Annotated in this window: 21 protein-coding genes; 9 read left to right on the forward strand and 12 right to left on the reverse strand. The window is 71.4% G+C overall.

The features are described from left to right. Positions 1–3 precede the first annotated feature (3 nt). Entirely contained in the window at positions 4–1,020 is a 1,017-nt protein-coding gene (locus K7C20_RS09185; RefSeq protein ID WP_053208672.1) for a zinc-dependent alcohol dehydrogenase family protein, read from the reverse strand. A 180-nt stretch (positions 1,021–1,200) separates the two neighbouring features. Between K7C20_RS09185 and K7C20_RS09190 the strand changes: the two genes are divergently transcribed. Both K7C20_RS09190 and K7C20_RS09195 read left to right on the forward strand, forming a co-directional pair. Continuing rightward, on the forward strand, positions 1,201–2,247 hold the full coding sequence (locus K7C20_RS09190) for a LacI family DNA-binding transcriptional regulator (RefSeq protein ID WP_030077482.1): 1,047 nt from the start codon (positions 1,201–1,203) through the stop codon (positions 2,245–2,247). After that, positions 2,244–3,242 (forward strand): carbohydrate kinase family protein, encoded by a 999-nt coding sequence (locus K7C20_RS09195; RefSeq protein ID WP_053208671.1) that lies wholly within the window; start codon positions 2,244–2,246, stop codon positions 3,240–3,242. The genes K7C20_RS09190 and K7C20_RS09195 overlap by 4 nt, the downstream gene beginning before the upstream one ends. A gap of 136 nt (positions 3,243–3,378) precedes the next feature. Here K7C20_RS09195 and uvrA read toward each other — a convergent pair whose 3' ends face one another. Both uvrA and K7C20_RS09205 read right to left on the reverse strand, forming a co-directional pair. Beyond that, positions 3,379–6,363 carry an excinuclease ABC subunit UvrA gene (gene uvrA / locus K7C20_RS09200; protein ID WP_048828916.1) on the reverse strand — a complete coding sequence of 995 codons (2,985 nt, stop codon included), beginning with the start codon at positions 6,361–6,363 and terminating at the stop codon, positions 3,379–3,381. A 265-nt stretch (positions 6,364–6,628) separates the two neighbouring features. Next, a complete protein-coding gene (locus K7C20_RS09205; RefSeq protein ID WP_078952911.1) occupies positions 6,629–7,378 on the reverse strand; it encodes a TetR/AcrR family transcriptional regulator in 750 nt (249 codons plus the stop codon). Between the two features lie 60 nt (positions 7,379–7,438). Between K7C20_RS09205 and K7C20_RS09210 the strand changes: the two genes are divergently transcribed. Further along, complete coding sequence (locus K7C20_RS09210) at positions 7,439–8,998, forward strand: FAD-dependent monooxygenase (RefSeq protein WP_053208670.1); 1,560 nt, start codon at positions 7,439–7,441, stop codon at positions 8,996–8,998. 123 nt (positions 8,999–9,121) lie between these two features. Further along, positions 9,122–9,865, forward strand: coding sequence for a maleylpyruvate isomerase family mycothiol-dependent enzyme (locus tag K7C20_RS09215; RefSeq protein WP_030077472.1), 744 nt, complete (start codon positions 9,122–9,124; stop codon positions 9,863–9,865). Here K7C20_RS09215 and K7C20_RS09220 read toward each other — a convergent pair. Continuing rightward, entirely contained in the window at positions 9,862–10,818 is a 957-nt protein-coding gene (locus K7C20_RS09220; RefSeq protein WP_222892712.1) for an IS481 family transposase, read from the reverse strand. The genes K7C20_RS09215 and K7C20_RS09220 overlap by 4 nt on opposite strands. Before the next feature lie 246 nt (positions 10,819–11,064). Between K7C20_RS09220 and K7C20_RS09225 the strand changes: the two genes are divergently transcribed. Continuing rightward, positions 11,065–11,721, forward strand: a complete 657-nt coding sequence (locus tag K7C20_RS09225) for an MBL fold metallo-hydrolase (RefSeq protein ID WP_030089062.1) — start codon at positions 11,065–11,067, stop codon at positions 11,719–11,721. Between the two features lie 114 nt (positions 11,722–11,835). On the opposite strand, the gene K7C20_RS09230 is transcribed toward K7C20_RS09225, so the two are convergent. The 4 genes from K7C20_RS09230 to uvrB all read right to left on the reverse strand — a co-directional run bounded on the left by K7C20_RS09230 (position 11,836) and on the right by uvrB (position 18,171). After that, positions 11,836–12,819, reverse strand: a complete 984-nt coding sequence (locus K7C20_RS09230) for a TerC family protein (RefSeq protein ID WP_030089060.1) — start codon at positions 12,817–12,819, stop codon at positions 11,836–11,838. A 217-nt stretch (positions 12,820–13,036) separates the two neighbouring features. Next, positions 13,037–15,121, reverse strand: a complete 2,085-nt coding sequence (locus K7C20_RS09235) for a TerD family protein (RefSeq protein ID WP_053208512.1) — start codon at positions 15,119–15,121, stop codon at positions 13,037–13,039. A gap of 100 nt (positions 15,122–15,221) precedes the next feature. Beyond that, on the reverse strand, positions 15,222–15,800 hold the full coding sequence (locus K7C20_RS09240) for a TerD family protein (protein ID WP_030089054.1): 579 nt from the start codon (positions 15,798–15,800) through the stop codon (positions 15,222–15,224). 238 nt (positions 15,801–16,038) lie between these two features. Next, a complete protein-coding gene (uvrB, locus tag K7C20_RS09245; RefSeq protein WP_030089052.1) occupies positions 16,039–18,171 on the reverse strand; it encodes an excinuclease ABC subunit UvrB in 2,133 nt (710 codons plus the stop codon). 650 nt (positions 18,172–18,821) lie between these two features. On the opposite strand from uvrB, the gene K7C20_RS09250 reads away from it, so the two are divergent. The 3 genes from K7C20_RS09250 to K7C20_RS09260 all read left to right on the forward strand — a co-directional run bounded on the left by K7C20_RS09250 (position 18,822) and on the right by K7C20_RS09260 (position 21,033). Then, positions 18,822–19,706 (forward strand): glycerophosphodiester phosphodiesterase, encoded by an 885-nt coding sequence (locus K7C20_RS09250; protein WP_030089050.1) that lies wholly within the window; start codon positions 18,822–18,824, stop codon positions 19,704–19,706. An 88-nt stretch (positions 19,707–19,794) separates the two neighbouring features. After that, positions 19,795–20,388, forward strand: a complete 594-nt coding sequence (locus K7C20_RS09255) for a methylated-DNA--[protein]-cysteine S-methyltransferase (RefSeq protein WP_053208513.1) — start codon at positions 19,795–19,797, stop codon at positions 20,386–20,388. A gap of 102 nt (positions 20,389–20,490) precedes the next feature. Further along, entirely contained in the window at positions 20,491–21,033 is a 543-nt protein-coding gene (locus K7C20_RS09260) for a DUF1697 domain-containing protein (RefSeq protein WP_053208514.1), read from the forward strand. A 19-nt stretch (positions 21,034–21,052) separates the two neighbouring features. Here K7C20_RS09260 and K7C20_RS09265 read toward each other — a convergent pair whose 3' ends face one another. Further along, positions 21,053–21,514: a type II toxin-antitoxin system PemK/MazF family toxin gene (locus K7C20_RS09265; protein ID WP_030089045.1), complete on the reverse strand. Its 462-nt coding sequence runs from the start codon at positions 21,512–21,514 to the stop codon at positions 21,053–21,055. Positions 21,515–21,653: 139 nt separating this feature from the next. Here K7C20_RS09265 and K7C20_RS09270 point away from each other — a divergent pair, with 139 nt between their 5' ends. Further along, positions 21,654–23,081 carry a WGR domain-containing protein gene (locus tag K7C20_RS09270; RefSeq protein WP_030089043.1) on the forward strand — a complete coding sequence of 476 codons (1,428 nt, stop codon included), beginning with the start codon at positions 21,654–21,656 and terminating at the stop codon, positions 23,079–23,081. A 46-nt stretch (positions 23,082–23,127) separates the two neighbouring features. Here K7C20_RS09270 and K7C20_RS09275 read toward each other — a convergent pair whose 3' ends face one another. The 3 genes from K7C20_RS09275 to K7C20_RS09285 form a co-directional block, all read right to left on the reverse strand. After that, a complete protein-coding gene (locus K7C20_RS09275; RefSeq protein WP_053208516.1) occupies positions 23,128–23,766 on the reverse strand; it encodes a nucleoside/nucleotide kinase family protein in 639 nt (212 codons plus the stop codon). 95 nt (positions 23,767–23,861) lie between these two features. After that, positions 23,862–24,788, reverse strand: coding sequence for an IclR family transcriptional regulator domain-containing protein (locus K7C20_RS09280; protein ID WP_030089036.1), 927 nt, complete (start codon positions 24,786–24,788; stop codon positions 23,862–23,864). A gap of 138 nt (positions 24,789–24,926) precedes the next feature. Next, positions 24,927–25,871: a quinone oxidoreductase family protein gene (locus K7C20_RS09285; RefSeq protein ID WP_030089033.1), complete on the reverse strand. Its 945-nt coding sequence runs from the start codon at positions 25,869–25,871 to the stop codon at positions 24,927–24,929. Between the last annotated feature and the right edge of the window lie 626 nt (positions 25,872–26,497).

Genomic DNA, 26,497 nt, shown 5'->3' on the forward strand with positions numbered 1-26,497 from the left:
CGCTCAGCCCTTCTGCGGGGCGATATGGATCTTGCGGCCGGTGCCCGCCCGGAACCGGGCGACCGCCTCGTCGAACTCGTCCAGACCATAGACGTCGCTGACCAGCGAGTCGACGGGGGCTCCGCCGAGGCCGCCGGCCAGCACGTCGATGGCGGGCTGGAAGCTGTGGTGCACCGCCATCGAGCCGATGATGTCGATCTCGTGGTGGTAGACGCGGTACGGCGAGAAGGACGCGGCGCGCGCCGGGTCGGCGACGCCGAACTGGAGGAACGTCCCGCCGCGGCGCACCCGGCCCAGCCCGTCCTCGATGGCCGCCACGGCACCGGTCGCATCGACCACGACCTCGAAGCCGGGCGTACGGCCGAGCTTGTCGGCGCTGGTCACGGCCGCGTCGACGCCGAAGGACCCGGCGAACGCCAGCCGGTCCTCGTTGAGGTCGACGACGGACACCGAGGCCGCGCCCGCGGTCCGTACGAGGGCGGCCATCAGCAGGCCCATGGTGCCGGCGCCGTAGATCAGATAGTGCTCGCCGGGCCGGCGCGGCAGCCGGTTGAGCCCGTGCACCGCACAGGACAGCGGCTCGACGAGTCCCGCCGCGGCCTCCGAGAGGCTGTCGGGCAGGACGTAACAGCATCGTGCGGGGACGGCGACCAGCTCGGCGAAGCCGCCGGCGCGGGTGACGCCGATCGCGGTGTAGTCCTCGCAGAGATTGCCGCGGCCGATCCGGCAGCAGTGGCAGGCGCCGCACGGCATGTTGGGGTCGACGGCGACCCGCTCCCCGACCGCCCGGCCGGTCACCGCCGCGCCCACCGCCACGATCTCGCCGGTCAGCTCGTGCCCGGGGACCAGCGGATAGGCCGCGGCGGGCAGCTCGCCGCCGAGGAGGTGCATATCGGTGCCGCACAGCCCGCAGGACGTGACGCGCACGACCACCTCATCGGGCTCCGGGACGGGGTCGGGCAGTTCGGTGACAGCGGTGCTGCCCGCCTTGCCCGGTGCGGTGACCACGAGAGCGCGCATCGGCGCCTCCTCACGACGTCGTGCGGGATTGCGATGCCGGGAAGGTAGCGTGGGCGTAAACGCTTACGCAAGCGTTTACGTTTTCGGTGGGGTGCTCGTAATGTGGTGGACTTCGCGGGACGAGGCCGTGGGAGGCCGCGGCGCCGACGTGGTGCCGCACGCTCGGGGAGGAAGAGCCGGATGACGACGATGACGGATGTGGCGCGGCGTGCGGGGGTCTCCGTCGCCACGGTCTCGCATGTGCTGAACGAGACCCGTCCGGTCCGCCCCGACACCCGCGCCGCGGTGCTCGGCGCCATCGAGGACCTCGGCTACACGCACAACACCCTGGCCCGCTCCCTGGTCACCTCCCGCACCCGCTCGATCGGCCTGGCGGTCTCGGCGATCAGCAACCCGTACTTCACCGAGATCCTCCAGGGCGTCGAGGCGGGCGCCCTGGAGGCCGGCTACAGCCTGCTGCTCACCGATCCGCACGACGATCCGCAGCACGAGCGCAAGGTCGTCCAGCTGCTGCACGAACGACGCGTGGACGGCATGATCGTGGCGCCGTCCGCGGAACCCTCCGAGATGGTGGAGTACCTGGCCCGCCGAGAGGTGCCCACCGTCTTCCTGGACCGGCTGGTCGGCGACGACCATGACCAGGTGTGCGCCGAGAGCACCGGTCCGGTGCGCCAACTGGTCGGGCATCTGGCCGGCTCGGGGCACACCCGGATCGGCCTGGTGGCCGGTCTGCCCGGGCTGAGCACGACCACCGAGCGGGTCGAGGGCTACCGCGAGGGGCTGCGCGCCTGCGGTCTGCCCTTCGCGCCCGAACTCCTCGCCGGCGGCAACTCCGAGGCACAGGGCGCCCAGGACGCCACCCGCCGTCTGCTGGCCGTGCCGCGGCCGCCCACCGCGGTCATCACCGCCAACAACGCGATGACCATCGGCGCGCTCCGGGCGCTGCGCGAGCTGGGCCTGGAGGTGCCCCGCGATATCGCGCTGGCCTGCTTCGACGACTTTTCGTGGGCCGATCTGTTCACACCCCGGCTGACCGCCATCGCCCAGCCCAGCAAGGACATCGGGGCGGCGGCGGTCCGGCTGCTGCTGGAACGCCTGGCGGAGCCGGACCGGCCTCCACGCACCGTCCGCCTCCCCTGCACGTTTGTGCACCGTACGTCGTGCGGCTGCGCCGACCCCGCCCCGGCCACGCCCCCGGCCGCCCAGGAAAGGAACCCCACCCCGTGATCGTCGTCGCCGGCGAGGCACTGATCGACCTCGTCCCCAGCCCGCAGGCCACTCCCCCGTCCGTGCCGGGCACCGGAGGTACCCCCGCGTCGGACGCCCGGCTGCCGGCGCTGCTGCCGCGGCGCGGCGGCGGTCCGTACAACACCGCGGTCGCGCTGGGACGGCTGGGCTCGCCTGCCGCGTTCTGCTCGCGGATCTCGACCGACGCCTTCGGCGAAGCGCTGCTCCAGGGGCTGCGCGGCGGTGGTGTGGACACCTCTTTGGTGCAGCGCGGCGGTGAGCCGACCACGCTCGCCGTGGCGGACATCAGCCCCGACGGGTCGGCGGGCTACGGCTTCTACGCCGACGGCACCGCCGACCGGCTCTTCACCCTGCCGCCCGCGCTGCCCGCCGCGGCCCGCGCGCTCTCCCTGGGCACCTGCTCGCTCGTGCTGGAACCGGGGGCGAGTGCGTACGAGTCCCTGCTGCGCCGCGAGGCCGGGCGCGGTGTCTTCACCGCGCTCGACCCCAACATCCGGCCCGGTCTGATCCCGGACCCGGCCGCCTACCGGGCCCGCTTCCGTTCCTGGCTCCCCGACCTGGCCCTGCTGAAGCTGTCGGAGGAGGACGCCCTGTGGCTGGCCGGGTCCGGCGCCGCGCCGGGCGGCGGCTGGGAGGCGGTCACCGCGGCGGCGAAGGAGTGGCTGGGCGCGGGGCCCGCGGCGATCGTCCTCACCCGTGGCGGGGATGGTCTGACGGTGCTGACGCGGGGCGGCACCGAGCTGACGGTCCCCGGTGAGCGGGTCACCGTCGTCGACACCATCGGCGCCGGCGACACGGTCAACGCCGCACTCCTGCACCGCCTGGACGCCCACGACGCACTCTCCTACGCCGCCGTCGCCGGCCTCGGCGATGACGACTGGCGCGACATCCTGCGCTTCGCCGCCCGCGCGGCCGCCGTCACCTGCTCCCGCGCGGGCGCGGAACCGCCGTTCGCCACGGAGCTGGCGGCGTAGGAGCGGGGCGGGCAGGGGCCGCGGGCTTCGGCGACCGCCCGTGCCACGGTTCCGCTCCCCCCGTACGCACGACAGGCCGCCACCGCCCCCGTGATGCGGGGAGCGGTGACGGCCCGTCCGGGAACGGTCCGCCGGGTCAGGAGGCCTGGCGGGTCCGCGCCGTCGTCTTCTTCGCCACGGTCTTCTTGGCAGCCGTCTTCTTCGCCGCCGTCTTCTTCGCAGCGGTCTTCTTGGCCGCCGGCTTCCTCACGGACGTCGCCGCCGGCGCGGCATCGCTGACGCGGTCGCCGAGGATCTCCCGCAGGAACTTGCCGGTGTGGCTGGCCGGGAGGGACGCGACATCCTCCGGCGTGCCCTCGGCGACGACCAGGCCGCCGCCGTTGCCGCCTTCGGGGCCCATGTCGACGACCCAGTCCGCCGTCTTGATCACATCGAGGTTGTGCTCGATGACGATCACTGTGTTGCCCTTGTCGACCAGGCCGGACAGCACGTTGATCAGCTTGCTGATGTCGTCGAAGTGCAGACCGGTGGTCGGCTCGTCGAGAACGTAGACCGTGCTGCCGGTCGAGCGCTTCTGGAGCTCGCTGGCCAGCTTGACGCGCTGCGCCTCACCGCCGGAGAGCGTCGGCGCGGACTGTCCGAGCCGGACATAGCCGAGACCGACCTCGTTGAGCGTCTTGAGATGCCGGGCGATGGTCGGCACCGCCTCGAAGAAGCTCAGGGCCTCCTCGATGGGCATGTCCAGCACCTCGGCGATGGACTTGCCCTTGTAGTGGACCTCCAGCGTCTCCCGGTTGTAGCGCGCACCGTGGCAGACCTCGCACGGCACATACACATCCGGCAGGAAGTTCATCTCGATCTTGATCGTGCCGTCGCCGGAGCAGTTCTCGCAGCGGCCGCCCTTGACGTTGAAGGAGAAGCGTCCCGGCAGATAGCCGCGGACCTTGGCCTCCATCGTCTCCGCGAAGAGCCTGCGGACATGATCGAAGACGCCGGTGTAGGTGGCCGGGTTGGAGCGCGGGGTGCGGCCGATCGGCGACTGGTCGACATGCACGACCTTGTCCACCAGATCGTCGCCGGCGACCCGGGTGTGCCGGCCCGGCACCGACTTGGCGCCGTTCAGCTCGCGCGCCAGGTGGGTGTAGAGGATGTCGTTGACCAGCGTCGACTTGCCGGATCCTGAGACGCCGGTGACGGCGGTGAACACGCCGAGCGGGAAGGAGACGTCGATGTCGCGGAGGTTGTTCTCCTTCGCGCCATGGACCGTCAGCTGCCGCGCCGGGTCGGCGGGCCGCCGGATGTCCGGCGTCGCGATGGCCTTCTTGCCGGCCAGATACTGACCGGTGATCGACTCCTTGTTGGTCAGCAGCTGCTTCATCGGGCCGCTGTGCACGACCTTGCCGCCGTGCTCGCCGGCGCCCGGGCCGATGTCCACGACCCAGTCCGCGACCTTGATGGTGTCCTCGTCGTGCTCCACGACGATCAGGGTGTTGCCCATGTCGCGCAGCCGCACCAGGGTCTCGATGAGCCGGTGGTTGTCGCGCTGGTGCAGACCGATGGACGGCTCGTCGAGGACGTAGAGCACGCCCACCAGGCCGGAGCCGATCTGGGTGGCGAGGCGGATGCGCTGGGCCTCACCGCCGGAGAGGGTGCCGGCCGCGCGGTTCAGCGAGAGGTAGTCCAGGCCGACGTCGACCAGGAACTTCAGCCGCTCGTTGACCTCCTTGAGGACCCGCTCGGCGATCTTCTTCTCGCGCGCGTCGAGCGTCATCTCCCGCAGGAAGTCGGCACAGTCGCTGATCGACATGCCCGCGACCTCGGCGATCGACTTCTGCTGGACCGTGACGGCGAGCACGATCGGCTTGAGCCGGGTGCCCTCACAGGTCGGGCAGGGCACCTCGCGCATATAGCCCTCGAAGCGCTCCCGGCTGCTGTCGCTCTCCGCCTCGGAGTGCCGCCGCTTGACGAACGGCACCGCGCCCTCGAAGGGGGTGGTGTAGGCCCGCTGGCGGCCGTACCGGTTGCGGTAGCGCACCTCGATCTGGGTCTTGTGGCCGTTCAGCAGGGCCTTCTTGGCGCGGGCCGGCAGCCCCGCCCAGGGGATGTCCGTACGGAATCCGAGGGCGTCCGCCAGCGCGCCGACCAAGCGGCCGAAGTACTCCTTGGTGTGGCCGTGCGACCAGGGGTGGATCGCTCCCTCGTCGAGGGAACGGTCCTCGTCGGGGATGATCAGCTCGGGGTCGACCTCCATGCGCGTGCCGATGCCGGTGCAGTCCGGGCAGGCGCCGAAGGGCGAGTTGAAGGAGAAGGAGCGCGGCTCCAGCTCCTCGAAGGAGAGATCGTCGTAGGCGCAGTACAGATGCTCCGAATACATCCGCTCGCGCTGCGGGTCGTCCGCGTCCAGGTCGACGAAGTCGAGGATGACCATGCCACCGGAGAGCCCGAGGGCGGTCTCGACGGAGTCGGTCAGCCGGCGCTTGGCGGACTCCTTGACCGTGAGGCGGTCGACGACCACCTCGATGGTGTGCTTCTCCTGCTTCTTCAGCTTCGGCGGCTCGGAGAGCTGGATCGTCTCCCCGTCGACCCGCGCCCGGCTGTAGCCCTTGGTCTGGAGGTCGGAGAAGAGGTCGGCGAACTCGCCCTTGCGCTCGCGCACCAGCGGGGAGAGCACCTGGAAGCGGCTGCCCTCGGGGAGATCGAGCACCTTGTCGACGATGGCCTGCGGCGACTGCCGGGCGATCGGACGCCCGCACTCGGGACAGTGCGGCTTGCCGATACGGGCGAAGAGCAGGCGGAGGTAGTCGTAGACCTCGGTGATCGTGCCGACCGTCGAGCGCGGGTTGCGCGACGTCGACTTCTGGTCGATCGATACCGCGGGGGACAGGCCCTCGATGAAGTCCACATCGGGCTTGTCCATCTGCCCGAGGAACTGCCGGGCATAGGAGGAGAGCGACTCGACATAGCGCCGCTGCCCCTCGGCGAAGATCGTGTCGAAGGCGAGCGAGGACTTGCCCGACCCGGAGAGCCCCGTGAAGACGATGAGGGAGTCGCGGGGGAGGTCGAGCGAGACGTTCTTGAGGTTGTGCTCGCGAGCGCCACGGACGATGAGACGGTCGGCCACGCCGGTCGGCACCTTTCTTGGAAGGGGGTGGGGGCCGCGGCTCCACGTCCGCCGCGCGGTGGGTGAGCAGAGGCGGCGGGGCGGAGCGGAGCCCCCGCCCCAGGGTATGGGGACCTCCGCGGCACTGTCTTTGGGATGCCACACACGAGCCTATAGCACGCGCATTCGATTTACCGGACTCGCAAGCCCTCTTCACCCGAACGTGTGGCGGCCCCACAATCTTCCCGCACCCGCCACACGTCCGTACGCTGCGGGAACTCTCCCGTCAGGCAAATCCGGGCAGCGCCCGCTCCAGCGCATCGAACGTGCGCCGCAGCACCTCCGCCTGCTCAACGGCCACGTCGTCCACCGGGTCACCCCCGAGCTGCCGGGCCGCCGCTCCGGCATACGCCGCCCGGATCCCCGCGATGATCAGCGCCGCGGCCAGCCGGACGTCACGGCCGGGGCGCCCCGCGTCGCCGCCCACGGCCTCGGCCAGCAGCACGGCGAGTGCGTCCTCCATCTCCTCGACCGCCTCGCGCCCCCGCGCCCGCAGCGCCGGCGAGTCCAGCACCGTGCGCCAGAAGTGCTCGAACCCCTCCCCCACGCCGGCCAGCGGATGCCGCTCCGCCAGCAGGCCGAGGGTGAGCCGGCGCAGCGCGGCGAGCGGCGACTCGTCCGCGCCGCGCTCGCGGACGGTGCGGGTGAGCAGCTCCCGGCCCTCGGGGATCCGGTCGAGGAAGAGGTCCTCCTTGCGCGGGAAGTAGTTGAACACCGTCATCGTGGACACCTCGGCGGCACGGGCCACCTCGGCGACCGTGACGTTGTCGAAGCCCCGCCGGATGAACAGCAGCGTGGCCTCGCCGGAGATCCGCTGCCGGGTGCGCAGCTTCTTGCGCTCGCGCAGCGTCAGCCGCCCGTCCTCCTCGGCGAAACCGGTCTCCGCCGGCCGGCCACCGATCCGCCCACCGCCCGTCGGGCTGTCCGTCGCGCCCTCCGCCGCCGGTCCGCCACCGCGCCGCTCCTGATCCGTCATGGCCGGAATCCTAGGACAATTTTTAGCCACAACAAATTTATAGTCACTACACTTACGTCCATGAATCATGACGCAGACGTAGTAGTGGCAGGGGGCGGCCCGGTGGGGCTGATGCTCGCCTGCGAACTCGCCCTGGCCCAGGTGTCGGTCGTCGTCCTGGAGCGGCTGGCCGAAGTGGATACGACGATCAAGGCAGGGGCGATCAACTCCCCCACCGCGGAGGCCTTCTACCGGCGCGGAATGCTGCCCGGCCTGGCGGAGGCACAGCGCGCCGCCTTCGAGAGGTTCAGTGCGTTCCTGCGGCAGCGCCAGGCCGCCGGAGCCACCGGGGTGAAGCAACCGCCGAAGTTCGCCGGGCACTTCGCCGGCATCATGCTGCGCGGCGATCTGCTGGACGAGTCCGACCCGGACTTCGACGGCCCCGGGCCCGCCGCCGAGGTCGGGCTCGTTCCGCAGGAGGCCCTGGAACGGCTGCTCGGCGCCCGCGCCGCCGAGTTGGGCGTCGACCTGCGCCGCGGGGTGAGCCTGACCGGCTTCGACGCCGGCGAGGACGGGGTGCACGTCCACACCTCGGAGGGGCCGCTGCGCACCGGCTGGCTGGTCGGCTGCGACGGCGGCCGCAGCACGGTCCGCCGGCTCGCCGGTTTCCCCTTCCCCGGCACGGCTCCCGGGATCACCGGTCATCAGGCCCTCGTGGAGATGACCGGCGCAGAAGCCCTGGGCGCCGGCTGGCACTGGACCCGAACCGGGACCTATGCCCACGGCCCCCTGCCCGGCCGGATCCTCACCGTGGAGTTCGACGGGCCGCCCGCGGAGCGTGAAGCCCCCGTCACCGCCGAGGAGTTGGAGACCTCCCTGCGGAAGGTGTCCGGGGTGGCGGACATCAGGATCCACAAGGTGCTCTCGGCGACCCGGTTCACGGACAATGCGCGCCAGGTGCCCGACTACCGCGCGGGGCGGGTGCTGCTCGCCGGTGACGCGGCGCACGTCCACTCGCCGTTCGGGGGCCAGGGGCTGAACCTCGGCATCGGCGACGCGATGAACCTCGGCTGGAAGCTGGCCGCCACGGTGCGCGGCCGGGCTCCCGAGGGGCTGCTCGACACGTACACGGCCGAGCGGCACCCCCTGGGCGCATGGGTACTGGAGTGGACCCGGGCCCAAGTGGCGCTGATGCGGCCGGAGTCGCATACCCGGGCACTGCGTGAGGTGATCGCCGAACTGACCGGGACGGTCGACGCCACCACCTTCTTCGCCAAGAAGATCTCCGGTGCCGGGCAGCGCTACGACCTGCCCGGCAGCCATCCGCTGACCGGTCGCAGCGCACCCGACCTGGTGCTCTCCGACGGCTCCCGGCTCGCCGAGCATCTCCACGGCGGGCAGGGGCTGTTGCTCGATCTCGCCGATGACGGTGAGGTGCGCAAGCGTGCCACGGGATACGGCGGCCGGCTGCGGATGCTCACGGCGGGCTGCCCGGAGCGGCCCGGCCTGGCCGGCCTCCTGGTGCGGCCGGACGGCGCCACCGCCTGGGCGGCGGACTCCCCCGGCGGCCCGGACGCGCCGGACGAGCTGGCCGCCGCGCTCCGGCGCTGGTTCGGGACGCCCGACGCGGCGGCGGCCTGACCACCGCGGGCGGCGCGGACCGGCGGCCCTTCCGGCTGCCGCGCGCCGCCCGCGCCGCCCGCGTACGCCCCGATCGGCTCCGGCCCACTCCCGAACCCGCCCCGGCGGCGCTAGCGTCGGACCATGACCCTCACCCCGCCTGACTTCCCGCGCGATGTGGCAGCCGTCCGTGAGGCCACCGACCGGCTCCTCGTCGCGGTGAGCAAGCTCGACGACGCGGCGATCGGCGAGCCGTCGCTGCTCCCCGACTGGACCCGCGGCCATGTCCTCGCCCATCTGGCACGCAACGCCGACGCGCTGGGCAACCTCCTCACCTGGGCGCGTACGGGGGTGCGGACGCCGATGTACGCCAGTCCCGAGGCCCGTCAGGCCGATATCGAGCGGGGTGCCGACCGGCCGCTGGCGGCGCATCTGGAGGATCTCAAGGAGACCGCCGCCCGGTTCGACGCGGCGATGGACGCGCTGCCCAAGGCCCGCCGGGCGTACGAGGTCGAGATGCGCAACGACGTCATCGAACGGGCGGACCGGCTGCCCCTGCGCCGGCTGGCGGAACTCGAACTGCACCATGTCGACCTCGGCGTGGGCCACACCGTCGACCAGCTGTCACCCGCCTTCGTCGACCGCGAACTGGCCTTCCTGGCCACGATCAAGTTCGCCGGGCACCCGGATCTGCCCGCGCTGGAACTGCGGGCCGCCGACGGCCGCCGGTGGCGCACCGGCCGCCTCGCCCCCGGATCGGGCGCCGAGGCCGCGCCCGTGGTGGTGACGGGCTCCGCGACCGCGCTGGTGGGCTGGCTCACCGGACGCGGCGACGGCCGCAAACTCGACAGCCATGGCTCCGTCCTGCCCGCGGTGCCGCCGCTCTAGGTGTATTGACCCGCAGGGTTGTTCACGCGGGTGATGGGTGGCTGGCCTGCGAGTGCGGTGTGGCAGCGGTGGTGGTTGTAGGTGTGAAGAAAGCCTGGCAGGGCTGCTGTGCGTTCGTCGTTGCTGGTGTAGGGCCGGGTGTAAGCCCACTCGTCGGCCAGGGTGCGATGGAAGCGTTCGACCTTGCCATTGGTCTGTGGCCGGTAGGCACGTGTGAGCTTGCCTGTCGCGCCGGGACGGGCCAGAGCCTCGCGCCAGGCAAAGCTCTTGCGGTAGGGCCAGGCGTTATCGGTCAGGACACGTTCGATGCGGTCGATGCCCGCGGTCTTGAAGAACGCTGCGGCCCTGTCGAGGAAGGCCGCGCAGGTGGTGGCATTCTCGTCGCCATGGACCTCGCTGTAGGCGAGGCGGGTGTGGTCGTCGACGGCGGAGGGGACGTAGTCGAAGCCCATGCTGCTGCGGGTGACACGGCCGGCTTGGCGGCCGAGGACCTTGTGGCCACCACCGTCGGGGATCCGGCCGAATTTCTTCACGTCGACGTGGACCAGTTCGCCGGGGCGGTCACGTTCGAATCGGCGGATGACCTGCCCGGTGGGCCGGTCGATGAAGGCCAGGCGGCTCAGACCGTGGCGGGTCAGGACGCGGTGCACGGTGGAGGCGGGCATTCCCAGAATCGGCCCGATGCGGGCCGGTCCGAGCTTGCGGCTTGTGCGTAGGTGGCACACGCGTGCCTCGTCTGCTGCCGAGGTGCGGTGCGGGGTGCTGTGCGGACAGCTGGCGCGGTCGCGTAGCCCCACATCGCCTTCCGCCACGAACCGCCGGACCCACTTGTGAGCTGTGGTGCGTGAGACTCCCATCTCGGCTGCCACATGAGCCACGGGCCGACCGGACCGAACACGGTCGACCAGCAGCCTCCTGCCGTGAACCGTGAGCCGGGCATTACGGTGGGACACGAAGACCTCCGTTGTGTGGTGAAGCCTAGACACCTCCACCACACCGGAGGTCTTCGCCATTGATCAAGCCTGGCGACTGTTAACAACGCTCGTGATCAATACAGGAGGGTCGCCCCGGTACTGGGTGTACCGGGACGACCCCGACAACGCGGATGGGGGTCCCCCCGCGCCGTTCAGGCGTGGGGGAGTGCGTGCCAGGCGCCGCGAGGCAGACGGGACTTTGAAGACAGGTCCTAGAGTGGTCCCATGGGCTACAGCGGAGCAGTGAAGGTCGGCGGACCGGCCGACGTGCACGAGCTGACCGACCTGATGATCTCGAAGGTCGCGGTCGGTCCGATGGACAACAACGCCTATGTGCTGCGGTGCCGGGCGACCGATGAGCAACTGCTGATCGACGCGGCCGCCGAACCGCACACGCTTCTCGCGCTGATCGGCGACAGCGGCATCGCCTCCGTGGTCACCACGCACCGGCACGGCGACCACTGGGGCGCGCTGCGCGAGGTCGTCGATGCGACGGGCGCGCGGACCTGTGCGGGGCGCTACGACGCCGAGGGCATCCCCGTCCCCACGGACGTGCTGCTCGAGGACGGCGACACCCTCACGGTCGGCCGCGTCGAGCTGACCGCGCGCCATCTGGTGGGACATACGCCGGGCAGCATCGCGCTGGTCTACGACGACCCGCACGGCGCCCCTCATCTCTTCACCGGGGACTGCCTGTTCCCCGGCGGTGTCGGCAACACCTTCGGCAGCGCCGAGAACTTCACCCGCCTGATCGACGATGTGGAGCGCAAGCTCTTCGGCGCACTGCCCGACGAGACCTGGGTCTACCCGGGCCACGGCAGCGACACCACCCTCGGCGCGGAGCGGCCGCACCTCGCGCAGTGGCACGAGCGCGGCTGGTAGGGCAGGAGGGCGGCGCCACAGGCCGCGGATCGCGCGACGGCGCCCGGTCCCGCTCCGGAAGGGAGCAGGACCGGGCGCCGTCGGTTCTTGTGCCACGGGCCGTGGGCATTGGCCTCAGACGTCGATGTGTTCCTTGGCCGACGCCTCTGCCGCGGCCTGCTTCTTCGAGGCGCGCAGGCTGGTGATCGTGGTGACGACCAGCACGGCGCAGATGACGCCCAGCGAGACCGGAATGCTGATCTCCGGGACGGCCACCCCCGACTCGTGCAGGGCGTGCAGTACCAGCTTCACGCCGATGAAGCCCAGGATGATCGACAGTCCGTACGAGAGGTGGACCAGCTTCTTGAGCAGTCCGCCGATCAGGAAGTACAGCTGCCGCAGGCCCATCAGGGCGAAGGCGTTGGCGGTGAAGACGATGTACGGGTCCTGGGTGAGGCCGAAGATCGCCGGGATGGAGTCCAGCGCGAAGAGGACGTCGGTGGTGCCGATCGCCAGCATGACGATCAGCATCGGCGTCATCAGCCGCTTGCCGTTCTCGACGATGAACAGCTTGGTCCCGTGGTACTTGTCGGTCGACGGGAAGCGCTTCTCGACGACCTTCAGGAAGCGGTTCTCCTCGTACTCCTCGTCCTCGGCCCCGGCGCGCGCGTCCTGGATGAGCTTCCACGCGGTCCAGATGAGGAACGCGCCGAAGAGGTAGAACACCCAGGAGAAGTTGGCGATGATCGCGGCGCCCGCGGCGATGAAGCCGGCCCGCAGCACCAGCGCGATCAGCACACCCACCATCAGCACCCGCTGCTGGTAGATCGTCGGGACCGCGAACTTCGCCATGATCAGCACGAAGACGAAGAGGTTGTCGACGCTCAGGGACTTCTCGGTGATGAATCCCGCGAAGAATTCACCGGCCGGCGCGGTGCCGGCGAACAGCAGCAGTCCGAGGCCGAAGAGCGCGGCGAGCGCGATCCAGACACCGGTCCAGATTCCGGCCTCCTTGAGGGAGACCTCGTGTGGTTTGCGTCCGCCGATGAAGAAATCGGCGGCGATCAGGGCGCACAGACCAAGGATGGTCAGGACCCACAGCATCAGGGAAACGTCCACTGCTCCTCCGGCAGAGTCGTACGGCACTTACAGCGTCGTCGCTGCCGGAGGTCTCTTCCGCCCCGTTCCGCCCAATGGAGGAACGGGACCGACGCCCCGGGATCTCGTCACACTCGCAATCCGTGATGACGGGTACGTCGTTGGGGAATACTCCCCTCCGCACAAAGAAGCGTAAAGGAAGCCCAATGAATAGTAAAGGAAAAGGTAAAATGCCTGGTCAGGATGCCCGACGGGCGGCCGCAACCCGGCCCAGTACCTGGCGCACCACCTGACTGCCCTTCGGGGCGAGCAAGGGCTCGTACGTCCAGGCATGGCCGACCCAGGGGTCGGCGAGGTGGGCATCGGGCACCGGCGTGATCCGCAGCAGGGAGCGCCACAGCGGGTCCAGGACCGGGCCGTACTCCCGGGACTGGGCACGGTCGGCGACCATCAGCAGATGCACCCCGACCGCCGGCCCCTCGTCGGCCAGATAGCGGAGCTGGGTGAGGGCGCGGTCGTCGAAGCCGTGCGGGAAGTCATGCACGATCAGCAGCTGCTCGGCGGTGTCGAGATCCGGCGGGAGTGCATCCCCGGCGCGATGGCGCACGGCCATCTGGACGAGGTCCACCCGGCGCGTCAGCGCCTCCAGCACCGCCGCCACGCCCTGGGCGCCGGACACCGGGGCGGCGGGCAGCGCACCGCTCTCCACCAGCGGCGCGAGCGCGGGCGCCGCGGTGCCGCCCGGGTCGATGACCTGGACCGCGAAATCACCCGCGGGGTGGATGGCGAGCATCCGGGCGGCGATCGCGACGGCCGTCTCGATCGCCAGGCGGCGCAGCCCGGCCTCGTCGGGCGGGCCGTCCGTGAGCGCGCTGCCCAGCTCCCGCCGGGCGATGTCGCGGTCGGGATCGGGGCCGGCGCTCCCGGCGTAGGCATCGGGCCCGCTGTCGATCCACAGCCCGCGCTCCAGGGGGAGGCGTACGAGCATGGGAATGCGCAGGTCCAGGACCTCCGGAAGATGCAGATCGCCCAGGCGCAGCGCCATCGGGCGCTCCAGCGGGGCTTGGTAGCCCTGCCAGACGGGGTTGTCCCAGCGGGCGAAGGCGGGCGGCAGCGCGGGCTCCACGACCGCCGACTCGGCCGCGAGCTGAGCGAGGTCACGGTCGAGGGCGGCGCGGGCCTGGGCGACGAGGGCGGCGTGCTTGTCACGGGCGGTGGCGCGGGCGGCGTCGGCGGCCGTCCCGAGGCGGTTGCGCGGGTCGGACAGGGCCTGGTCGAGCTCCTGCTCCAGGCGGGACTCCGCGAAGCCGGAGGCACTGCGGTAGGCCGCGACCGAGCGGGCCAGGTCCTCGAACATGCCCCAGACCTGGTTGTAGAGCCGCTCCTCCATGCTCCAGCCGGCGGCGTCACCGGCCACGGGCTGCGAAGGCCCGTCCGGCGGCGCGGGGGTCCCGGCCGGTGCGGAGGCGCCCGCCGGGGTCGCGGGGGCCGGAGCGGGGGCGGCCGGCGCCTGGGCGGCCGGCGGAGGGGTGCTGCGGCGCTGCGGGTGCCGGTAGTCGATGGGGCCGGCGCCCACGGGGGCGGGCGATACGTCTCCGGGCTTGGCTGCGGCTGCGGCCTTCGCTCCGGTTCCTGGTGCGGCTCCCGGCCCGGATGGCGGACCGTCAGATGCGGGAGGGTGCGCGGGGGACGGCCGGTCCGCGGCGGCGGGGCCGGCCCCGGCCCGTTCGGACCGGCCCGCCGCCACGGCGGGCGCCTGGACGGCGCGGTCCTGGCCCCGGCTGATCGCTTCCTCGATCTCCGCGCCCAGCTCCGCCGCCTGCGGCAGGCCCTGATCGTGCAGCATCGCCGTGAGGCCGTCGGCGTAGCCCTGGCCCACGGCGCGCACCTTCCACACGCCCTGCCTGCGGTAGAGCTCGACGGCGACGACGGCGGACTCGGCGCCCAGGCCGGTGACGGTGTAGCGGGCGATGCCGGTGCCGTCGAGGCCGGTGACCGTGACGGCAGGCGCCGCGGCCGACCCGAAGGTGCTCAGCGCGCCGGTCCCGCGGGGCAGCGCCAGCAGCACGCTGACCCGGTGGACGTCGCCGGACAGTGCGTCGAGGTCGACCGCGATGCGGTGCTCGGCGGCCGCCTGGCGGGGGACCTCGATGCCGGGGCGCCGGGGCGCGCCCGGGTGGGCCACCGACTCGGCGCCGGCGAGCCGGCCCTGCTCGTCGCCGAGGGTGGCCCCGGCCACGACGGGAGAGCCCGCCGTCACCCGGATCTCCACCCGTGCCCGGTCCAGTGGATGGTTCTGCCCCCGGACCAGCTCGGCCGTCATCGTTGTTCCCCCTGGTGATCGTGGCGTCCCGGGCCGACCCCGGGCGCGGGCCCGGAGCGGCGGCGGCGGCGCGGCCCGGTACGCGCTGCCGCGGTGGTGGTTACAGGTGCGGCAGGATCGCCGGCACGAGGTCCTGGAACGTGCGGCCGACGGAGGGCTCGCCGATGGCGGTCATCTGCCAGCCGTTGCCCACGCGGTGCACCTTGGACATGACCTGGGCGGTGTAGTTGCCGCCGCCCGTGAGGGTGTAGCGGGCCAGCTCCTGGCCCGTGGCCTCGTCCACCAGGCGGCAGAAGGCGTCCTGCACCTCGGCGAAGGTCTGCCCGGTGAAGGAGTTGACGGTGAACCCGATCTGGTCGATGTGCACCGGCACCCGCGCCAGGTCGACCAGGATCGCCTCGTCGTCACCGCCCTGGCCCGCGCCGCCGACCAGGTTGTCGCCGGTGTGCCGGACCGCGCCGTCGTCGCTGACGAGGTGCTGGAAGAAGACGACATCTATGGGCTTCTTGTCGGCGAACAGCACCGCCGAGGCGTCGAGGTCGATCTCGCTGGTCCGCCTCCCGAACAGGCCCCGGCGCGGCGCCGAGCGCCACCCCAGCCCCATCCGCACCGACGTCAGGTTTCCTCCGTCGGACTTCTGCAGGCTGATGCCCTGCCCCTTGGACAAATTGACCGACACGCGCCGTCCCCTCTCTGTACTGTCCCCGCCCAGCTTTCCGGCGGCCCCTTCGACCCTACGCACGACGGCGGGCCCGGGGCGCGCCGGACCCGCGTTTTGTGGCGCTTCTGCAACACACCGGGCACCCCTGCACAGACCCCGCTCACGTGCAGCGATGCCGTAACGGGGCGGGGGCGCCCCGCCCGGCGGACGGCCGCGCACGGCACCGGTACTCCCCCTCAGTTCACACCGTTCCCCCTTACTTCACCCCGGCCTCCCTCATTTGCCTCAGCTCCTTCTTCAGTTCGCCGACCTCGTCGCGCAGCCGGGCGGCGACCTCGAACTGGAGCTCGGCCGCGGCGGCCCGCATCCGCTCCGTCATCTCCTCGATGAGCTCGGCCAGTTCGGCGGCGGGACGGTCCGTCAGCGTCGCGGCCGCCTTGCCGCCCTTGCCCTTCGCGGCCTTCCCGCCGAGCGCCGGGACCGGCGCCGTCCCCTGGGCCTCCTTGGCGTCGGAGCCCTTGCGGTATCCCGTGCCCAGCAGTTCCTGGGTGTCGATCGTCTCGCGGGCGATGGTGGCGACGATGTCGCCGATCTTCTTGCGGAGCGGCTGCGGGTCGATGCCGTTCTCCTTGTTGTACGCCAGTTGCTTCTCCCGGCGGCGGTTGGTCTCGTCGATGGCCTTCTCCATCGCCGGGGTGACCTTGTCGGCGTACATGTGGACCTGTCCGGAGACGTTGCGCGCCGCACGCCCGATGGTCTGGATGAGCGCCGAACCGGACCGCAGGAAGCCCTCCTTGTCGGCGTCCAGAATGGCCACCAGGGAGACCTCGGGGAGGTCGAGGCCCTCCCGCAGCAGGTTGATGCCCACCAGGACGTCGTACTCACCCGATCGCAGCTCACGCAGCAGCTCCACCCGCCGCAGGGTGTCCACGTCGCTGTGCAGATAGCGGACCTGGATCCCGAGCTCGAGGAAGTAGTCCGTGAGGTCCTCGGCCATCTTCTTGGTGAGGGTGGTGACGAGGATGCGCTCGTTCTTCTCCGTGCGGGTACGGATCTCGTGCACCAGGTCGTCGATCTGCCCGTCGGTGGGCTTGACCACCACTTCCGGGTCGACCAGGCCGGTCGGGCGGATGATCTGCTCCACGAAGCCGTCGCCCCGGGAGAGCTCGTACTTCCCGGGGGTCGCGGACAGATAGACGGTCTGGCCGATGCGCCCCAGGAACTCTTCCCACTTCAGCGGCCGGTTGTCCATGGCGGAGGGCAGCCGGAAGCCGTGCTCGACGAGGGTCCGTTTCCGCGAGGCGTCGCCCTCGTACATGGCGCCGATCTGCGGGACGGTGACATGCGACTCGTCGATGACCAGGAGGAAGTCGTCCGGGAAGTAGTCGAGGAGAGTGTTGGGCGCGGAGCCGGGCTCACGGTCGTCCATGTGCATCGAGTAGTTCTCGATGCCCGAGCAGGAGCCGATCTGGCGCATCATCTCGATGTCGTAGGTGGTGCGCATCCGCAGCCGCTGGGCCTCCAGGTGCTTGCCCTGCTTCTCCATCGTGGCGAGGCTGTCGGCCAGCTCGGCCTCGATCCCGGCAATGGCCTTCTCCATCCGCTCCGGGCCCGCGATGTAGTGGCTGGCCGGGAAGATGTACAGCTGCTCGTCGTCGCTGATGACCTCGCCGGTGAGGGGGTGGAGGGTGGAGAGCGCCTCGATCTCGTCCCCGAACATCTCGATCCGCACGGCCAGCTCTTCGTAGACCGGGAAGATCTCGATGGTGTCGCCGCGCACCCGGAAGGTGCCACGGGTGAAGGCCACGTCGTTGCGGGTGTACTGGATGTCGACGAAGCGGCGCAGCAGCTGGTCGCGGTCGATCTCGTCACCGACCTTCAGCGGCACCATGCGGTCGACGTACTCCTGCGGCGTACCCAGGCCGTAGATGCAGGACACCGAGGCGACCACGACGACGTCACGCCGGGTGAGCAGGGAGTTCGTCGCGGAGTGGCGCAGGCGTTCGACCTCCTCGTTGATGGAGGAGTCCTTCTCGATGTACGTATCGGACTGCGGGACGTACGCCTCGGGCTGGTAGTAGTCGTAGTAGGAGACGAAGTATTCGACGGCGTTGTTCGGCAGCAGCTCACGGAATTCGTTGGCGAGCTGGGCCGCGAGGGTCTTGTTGGGCGCCATGACGAGCGTCGGGCGCTGCAGCTTCTCGATCATCCACGCGGTGGTCGCCGACTTGCCGGTGCCGGTCGCCCCGAGCAGGACCACATCCTTTTCACCCCCGCGGATACGCCGCTCGAGTTCGGCGATGGCCGCCGGCTGGTCGCCATTGGGCTGGTAGGGGCTGACGACCTCGAAGGGCGCCACCGTGCGTTCGATGTTTGATACGGGCCGCATGGCATCAACCGTACGACTCGGCACTGACAACCGGCACGACCAGCGCTCCGACCTGCGGTTTCGTCGTTTTCGGCGCTGTCTGCTGGTGCCCGGCGGGCCGCGGGACGGCGGGGAGGGCGGGCGATGGGGAGGGCGAGCCGCGGCGGGGGGCCGGAGCGCGGGGCGGCGGGCGGCGGGCGACGGCCGATCGGCAGGGCGGCGGGAAGTATGGGACGCCGCGGGCCGTGGCCCTCGCGCGCGAGCGGCAGGCCGTGGCCGTCGAGTACCGGGATGGCTGTCCGGCTCCCCGTCCGGATCCGGGTCCGTGAGTGCGGCGTGCTCGCGCGAAGTCGGCCGCGGCGGCCCGCCCTTGCGGGATGCCCGGCCAAAACCGGTCAGAAGCACGAGGGGTGACGCATCATCGGCCAAGATGCGCGGATGCCGTGGCTCCGGCAAGTTGGACGGCGGCGGAGCGTACGTCTGTGGCACGGCTAATCCGGGCATCCTGCAACTACGTGTCGCTCCACAACGGAATACCGGTCACTTCTCGTTCAGCGCCCGGCCATCACACGACTGCCTCCTGCTACGGCCCGGCTGCGAGCCTCTGTCCGTCCGACCCGGTTCACGTCACTTCACGTCAGCTCACGTCCACGACGTCATGAGGAGCCCGTATGCGTATTCGCCCCGTCGCCACCGTTGTCGCCGGTGCGCTCATGGGTCTGTCCGCGCTCGTCCTCTCCACTACCGTCGCCCAGGCCGCACCGGACCGGCACACTCCGGTGACGGTCGCCCACCGCGGCGCCTCGTCGTACGCGCCCGAGAACACCCTCGCCTCGATCGACGCGGCCGAACGGCTCGGCTTCGAGTGGGTCGAGAACGACGTCCAGCGCACCAAGGACGGCGAGCTGGTCATCCTCCATGACAACTCGCTCGCCCGGACGACCGACGTGGAGCAGGTCTTCCCCGGCCGCGCTCCGTGGAACGTATCGGACTTCACGCTCAACGAGATCGAGAAACTGGACGCGGGCAGCTGGTTCGGACCGAAGTTCCGCGGGGAGCGGGTGCCGACCCTCGACGACTACATGGACGAGGTCGAGAACAACGACCAGAGTCTGCTGATGGAGGTCAAGTCTCCGGAGCTCTACCCCGGTATCGAGCTGCAGACCCTCACGGAGCTGCGCCGCGCGGGCTGGCTGGACAAGAAGCACGTCAAGCGCCGTCTGATCATCCAGAGCTTCAACGCCGACGCGATCAAGACCGTGCACAAACTGCGGCCGGACATCAAGACGGGCTTCCTCGGCAACCCGTCCGTCGCCGACCTCCCGAAGTTCGCGAAATACTGCGACCAGATCAACCCCGTCCACACGGCGGTCACCCCGGAGTACGTCGCCGCCGTGCACGGTCTGAGGGGTCCGCACCGCCGGCCGCTGGACCTGTACACCTGGACCGTCGACGACCCGGCGACCGCGGTGAAGGTAGCCGGTCTGGGCGTGGACGGCATCATCACCAACAAGCCCGACGTGGTGCGTGACGCGCTGGAGGACAGCGACGACTGAGTGCCCGGTCCGACGGGGAACGGGTGCCGGCGACCCCCGCCGGTCCGTTCCCCGTCGCCTTGTCAGTGGTGCGTCCTACCCTGATCAGGTGACGAATTCCGAGCAGGTTTCCCGGCCGGCGGCACCCCCGGACGCCACACCGGAGGCGGCGGCCCGGCGCGACTGGGCCTGGAAGCGCCTGGAGACCCCCATCGGTCCGCTGCTGCTCGCCGCGACCCGGGAGGGCCTGGTACGGGTCGCCTTCCATGCCGACGAGCGGACGGCCCGCCGTGAGCTGACCCGTCTGGAGCAGTTCTTCGGCGGGGCGCCGCTCGCGTCGGTCCCTCATCTGGAGACGGCCACCGCCGAGCTCACCGCCTATTTCGCCGGGGAGCTGCTCTCCTTCACCGTCCCCCTGGACTGGTCGCTGTCCTCCGGCTTCCCCGCGCGGGTCCTGCATGCCCTGGCCGACGGCGTTCCCTACGGCAGCGTCGTCGGCTACCAGGACCTCGCCGACCGGGTCGGGGAGCCGGGAGCCGCCCGTGCGGTGGGCGCCGCGATGGGCTCCAATCCGCTGCCGGTCATCGTCCCCTGCCACCGTGTCGTGGCCAGTGACGGCGGCATCGGCGGCTTCGGCGGCGGACTGGAGACCAAGCGTCTGCTGCTCGCCCTCGAAGGTGTCCTGCCCGCTCCGCTCTTCTGACTCCTGCGCCGACTCCTCCCGTCGGCTCCTCCCGTCGGCTCCTCCCGTCGGCTCCTCCCGTCGTCCGCCCCGCCGAGACCGGCCCCTACGAATGGCAGCGCCATGACCCGTCAGATCGCTCTGCTCCGCGGCATCAATGTCGGCGGCCACAACTCCTTCCCCAAGGCGAAGCAGCGTGAGCTGGCCGAGTCCCTGGGCTTCGAGGACGTCTCGGTCCTGCTCCAGACCGGCAATATCGTCTTCGCCGACCCGGGCACGCCGCCGCAGGAGACGGCCCGGGTCCTGCACGAGCGGATCGCCGCCGACCTCGGCCTGACGGTTCCGGTCGTGGTCCGGACCCGCGACGAGCTGGCGGCCGCCGTCGCCGCGAACCCGTTTCCGCAGGCCGTACCGGAGCCCAAGAGCCTGCATGTCACATTCCTGTCGGCGGTGCCGGCCGACACTTCCCGGCTGGACGCACTCGACCTGGACGCGTTCGCGCCCGACCAGTACCGGCTGATCGGGCGCGAACTCTATCTGTGGTGCCCCGACGGAATGGGCCGCTCCAAGCTGGCCGCTGCGGTGAGCCGCGCCCCGCTCGGGGTGACGGCGACCGCCCGTAACTGGAACACCGTCACCAAGCTCCTGGGCCTGGCGGACGCCTGACGTCCCGGCGCGGCTCCCGTCAGCGCCAGCCGTAGCGCTCGCGCAGCCGGTTGACCACCAGGTTGAAGCGGCCCCGGTCCAGCGCGCAGGCCTCGCGCCGCATCCCGGCCGGGTGCACCCTCAGCACCCGGTCCACGGCCACCCATGAATCGCGCCCCGCGCGGTCCCACGGGCCGGTCCCGAGCGGCACCCATTCCCGATCGTTGCTGTGCCGCTTGCTCGACAGCTGCACGGCCAGCAGCGTTCCGCCGGTCTCGCGGGCGACGACCAGCACGGGGCGGTCCTTGCCCCGGCCGTCGTTCTCCTCGTAGGGCACCCAGGTCCACACGATCTCGCCGGGGTCCGGGTCGCCGTCGGGGTCGGGCGCATAGGACATCTTGACGGTGCCGACGGAGCGCGGCCTGGCCTCCACGGTCGCGGTGGGCCCCTGGCTGCCGGGCAGCGCGGCGGACTCGTCGGATGCGTTGAATGAAGTGGTCACGGGCTCACGCTAACTTCCGTCCCCGGCGCGGTCACCAGCGGTCCGTGCCCGGCGGCCCCGGCTCGATTGTCAGTGGTCGGCCGTACGGTTTTTTCCAGCGGGGGACGGCCGTGGGGGCCGCCCGGGGGAGGGGATCGCCATGTCCGAGGCCACGACGTATCTGGAGCTGTCGCAAGAGGGCGGCGGCGCCCACAAGTTCTACGAGGTGACGGTGCAGGACACGGTCGTCTCGGTGCGCTACGGACGCATCGGGGCGGACGGCCGTCAGCAGACCTCGGCGTTCCCGACACGGGAGAAGGCGCAGGCCGCGGCCGCCCGGAAGATCGGCGAGAAGGTCCGCAAGGGCTATGCGCCGGCGGTCCCGGGACAGCGCACGGCCCGGCCGGTGACGCGGCGCCAGGTCGCCTCCGCACCGTCGACGGCGCGTGCGGTGGCACCGGTGCTGTGGCGCTTCCGTACGGGCGCCGCCGCCTTCGGCATCCACATCGCGGAGGACCGCTGCTGGGTGGGCAACCAGAACGGCGATGTCCACACCCTCGGCCATGACGGCGAGGTGCTGGCGCGCTATCAGCTCCCCGACGGCGTCAAGTGCCTGGTGGCGGACGACTTCTGGATTTACGCGGGCTGCGACGACGGCACGGTCTACGACCTCTCCTCGAAGCTCCCCTTCGCCGCCTACGGCATCGCCCCCGACGTCGACATCTTCTGGCTGGACATCCGCGAAGGCATCCTCAACGTCGCCGACCGCAACGGCGGGCTGACGGTGATCGACCACGAGGACGAGTACCAGTGGTCGCGGCGCAGTGCGGGCGAGCACGCCTGGATGGTGCGGCGGGACGAACGCGCCGTCTACCACGGTCATCGCCGCGGCGTGACGGCCTACTCCGCCGACGGCAGCGGCGAGTTGTGGCACACCCCGACCACGGGTGCGGTGCTGTTCGGCTGGCAGGAGGACCACTCCGTGTACGCCGGCACCGACCGGCGCGTCGTCCAGCGGCTGACGAAGGACAGCGGCGCGCTGGAGGCCACGTACCAGTGCGACACGGTCGTTTACTCCTGTGCCACGGCCCCCGGCGGCCGCTATGTCTTCGCCGGTGACTCGGCCTCCTCGGTGTACTGCTTCGCCGCCGACGGCACCCGCCTGTGGAAGCTGGGCACCGGCGGCGGATCGGCGCTGTCCATGCAATATCTGGACGGGAAGCTGTACATGGTCACCACCGACGGATCGCTGGTGTGTGTGGATGCGAGCGACGCGGCCGTGGCCGCCGCCAGGTCGGGCACGGTGCCGGTCGCCAGGGATGTGAAGTCGGCCGCCGCGCTGCCCACGTACACCCCGTCGGCCACGGTGCGGACGGTGACGTCGGCCGCCTCGGGGGTCGTGGTGGAGTGCGTGCAGGAGAGCGGCCGGCTGCGGGTCCATGTCGTCTCCGACGGCTATGAACCGTCCTGGAACGTGCAGTTCCCGCGCCATATACGCCGGCCCGGGGCGCGGTATGTCGTCGATGAGCTCTCGGCGGCATCCGGTGGCTTCTACCGCGTCCGGGGCGAGATCCGGCAGCTCGTCTGAGGCCGGGCGCTCAGGCCGCGTTGGGTGCTCAAGCCACGTTGGGTGCTCAGGCCGGGCCGCTCCAGGCCGGCCGGCGGGGATCGTCGGCCCGTACGACCACATCCGCCGCCTCCTCGGGCCGGGTCTCGGCCTCGTAGCGCGCGAACGCGGGCAGCGTCCATTGCTCGTCCTGCGGGGTGCGGCGGGCGAGCGCGGCCGGCGACAGCTTCAGATGCACGGAGAGATCGAAGGGAAACCAGTGACCGAGCAGCAGGGGGCCGTACAGCAGCAGGACGCCGCCCGGCGGCAGCTCCACGTACGCACTGCGCGTCGCCCGGTCCGCCACGGGGTCCCACAGGTCCGGGAGCACCCGCCCGGTACCGCCCGGGTCGAGCGGCTGGAACACCTCGCGCCACAGGGCCTGCCGGTCGAACCACTCGTCGTGGTAGGCGTCGGCGTCCTCGCGGCCGTATTCGAGCCGCAGCGAGGCGGGGCGCAGAAAGCCGAAGGTGCCGGCCTCGTGGACCGCCCGCCCCCGGATCCGCAGGGCCTCGGCGAGCCGGCCGGCCAGCTCGCCGGGCGCGGCGGCGGGAGCCCCGTCGAGGGCCACGCGCAGCCAGGGGCTCCCGTCCTTCGCCGTCATCGTGGCGATGCGCCCGGCGAGCGCGTCGGTGAGCCGTTCCCAGGTGATCGCTTCGAGCCGCACCCCGCCCATTCTGCCGGTAGCTGTCCGTGCGGCCGCCTGTGCCCCACGGGAGAGGCGGGCCGGTCATGACAGGGCGGGCGGCCGGGCGCCGCGGTTCAGGCCTGGTCCGCGGACGGCCGGGCCGCTCCGTAGCGGCTGAGCTCGGCCGCCGCCTCCTTCGTCGCCTCGATGACGCCGTAGGGGGCCACCGGCATCACGGACTTGAGCTGGAGGAGCAGCACGGCTCCCATGATGGAGCCGTCCCACATGATCGGTGCCGCGCAGGAGTTCCAGCCGGCCATGCACTCCTCGTAGCCGAGCGCATGGCCGAGGTCGCGTACCTCCGCGAGCGACGCCACCAGCGCATCGTTGTCCCGGTAGACGCCGGGCCCCGCCTGGTCGGGTACGGGCTCGGCCAGCACCCGCTGCTGGAGCACCTCCGGCAGGTAGGCGAGGATCGTCCGCCCGGAGGCGCCGGTGCGCAGCGACCGCGTCACGGACAGCACATCGCGCGGCGTCATTCCGAGCTCCGCGAGGTCGGAGTCGCCGACGGCCATGTCGACGCACTGCCGTTGCGCGCCGGAGAAGGGCGCCACCATGTAGAGGAACGCCAGGCCGCCGTCGGTGGCCATCCGCAGTTCGCGGAGCACCGTCTGCGAGGTGGCGCCGTCGAGGCGGTGGTCGAGCGCGGTGAAGGCGAGCTGGGCGGCCGAGGTCCGCAGCCGGTAGAGGCCGCGGTCCACCCGCTCGAAGATCCGCTGGTAGATGCCGGACTGGAGGATGCGGTAGACCACGGAGTCGTCCAGGCCGGTGAACTCGGCGATCTCACCGGGCCCATGGGCGGATCCCCCCAGCTCGGCGAAGGCCGTCTGGACGAGGAAGACCCGCTCGGCATGGCCGGATCCCGACGCCCGGGAGCCCGTGGACGACGCGCCCTTGGGTGCCTGGCGCGCCTTCTTGGTGCCCGCGGTACCCGACGCCACGCCGGTGGCGGGCTCGGCGGACGAGGCCGGTGCTCCCGTGGCTGCGGTGCTGTTGCCCATGTGCTGTCTCCCCTGGCAGTGGTCCGCGCCCGAAGGCGCACGGCAGTTGCGCTGCGAGCCGGCGCCCGCGGTTCCCGGCGGCCGGCGGGGCGTGCTCCCGCAGCCGTTGTGCCCGTCCGGCTTCCCGGGCTACCGGAATTATCGGGCGGCGTCGAGGGCCAGTTTCCCGGCCTGGGTGCGTGCGGCCAGATCGTGGTGCGCCCGTGCCGCCTCGCCGAGCGGGTACACCGCGCCGGTCAGCGGCTTGAGGGTGCCGTCGGCGACCGCTTCGAACAGCGCCCGCATGGAGGTCGGCAGCGCCGTACGGTCCGCGTAGAGCTGCGGCAGCCAGAAGCCCGAGACGGTGATGCTCCGCTCCATCAGCGTCCGGGTCGGCACGCTCGCCAGCTCGCCCCCGGCGAACCCGTAGACGGCGAGCCGGCCGCGCGGCGCGACGGCGGCGAGGGTCTGCTCGAAGGTGACACCCCCGGTCATCTCCAGCGCCGCCTCGACCGGGCCGCCGGCCGCTTCCAGGATGCGCTCGGTCAGATCCCCGGCGGTCGAGTCGACCACCGCGTGGGCGCCGAACTCCTCGGCCAGCTTGCGCTTTTCCGGGGAGCCCGCGAGGCCGATGACCTTGGCTCCGGCGCGTGCGGCGAGCTGGACGGCCAGCGAACCGACGCCCCCCGCCGCGGCCGGCACGACGACGGTCTCTCCCGCGGTGAGGCGCAGCGAGGTGAACAGCAGGTGCCAGGCGCTGTTGCCCTGGAGCGCGAGCGCGACGGCCTGTTCGTCGCTGATGGCGTCGGGAACGCCCCAGGTGACGCGGCGGTGCAGCAGCGTCCGCTCCGCGTATCCGCCGCCGCGGCACAGCCCGACGACGCGCCGTCCGCCGTCGACCGTCCCCACGACCTCGTTCCCGGGTACGTACGGCAGCTCGACGGGCGCGAGGTAGGAGTCCCCCCGTGCGTGCACGTCCGCGTAGTTGATACCGGCCAGGGCCACCTCGACCAGCGAGTGGCCGCCGCGGGGCGCGGGCTCGGGGACGTCCTCGAGCCGCAGCACGTCCGGGCCGCCGAATTCTCGCATCACAATCGCGCGCACGACTCTCCCTCAGGTTCTCCGGTGCGGTGCCCGCACAGGGTAGGCACGTCGGTCATCTGCCCGCGGTTGCCCGGCTATTTCGCGCCAACCCTGCGGCGCTTCCCGCCCCGCCGACCCTCTCGTCACGAGAATTTCCGGGCTGCTTTCTCACGTCGCGAGAAAGCTCAGCAGGGTTTTCCACCGATTACGCCGTTTTGGAGCAGATCTACCCATCGGTATCCCCGGGGTGGCTACCATGCGTCTCTCGCTCAAACCCGGCTGTCGGATGTGATCGCCGCCGCCTACGATCCCGAAATGTGTCCGCCGTTGACCAGTTGTGACGGCTGCGTCCCCCGGGGCAGAGCGCTTTTTGCGAGGCAGTTGCGCTCGCCCGCCCCACCCGGTGATACGGGCGGGTGGCGGAGGAGGACGTGGTGGTGCGCAGGGCAAGGCGGGCACGGCCTGAGGGGGAATCATGATGGGGAAATCGGGGGGCGGCAGGCCGGCGTTCGCGTCGGCCTGCCGGGACCCACAACGCGCGCAACCGCTTCCGCCGGCGCTTCTGCGCATGCTGCGGACCGCTACCGCGTCCCTGCCGTCCTCGTTGACGGCTTCGTTCACGGCTTCGGTGACGGCTTCGCTCACGG

This window comes from Streptomyces decoyicus, from assembly GCF_019880305.1.
GTDB lineage: Bacteria > Actinomycetota > Actinomycetes > Streptomycetales > Streptomycetaceae > Streptomyces > Streptomyces decoyicus.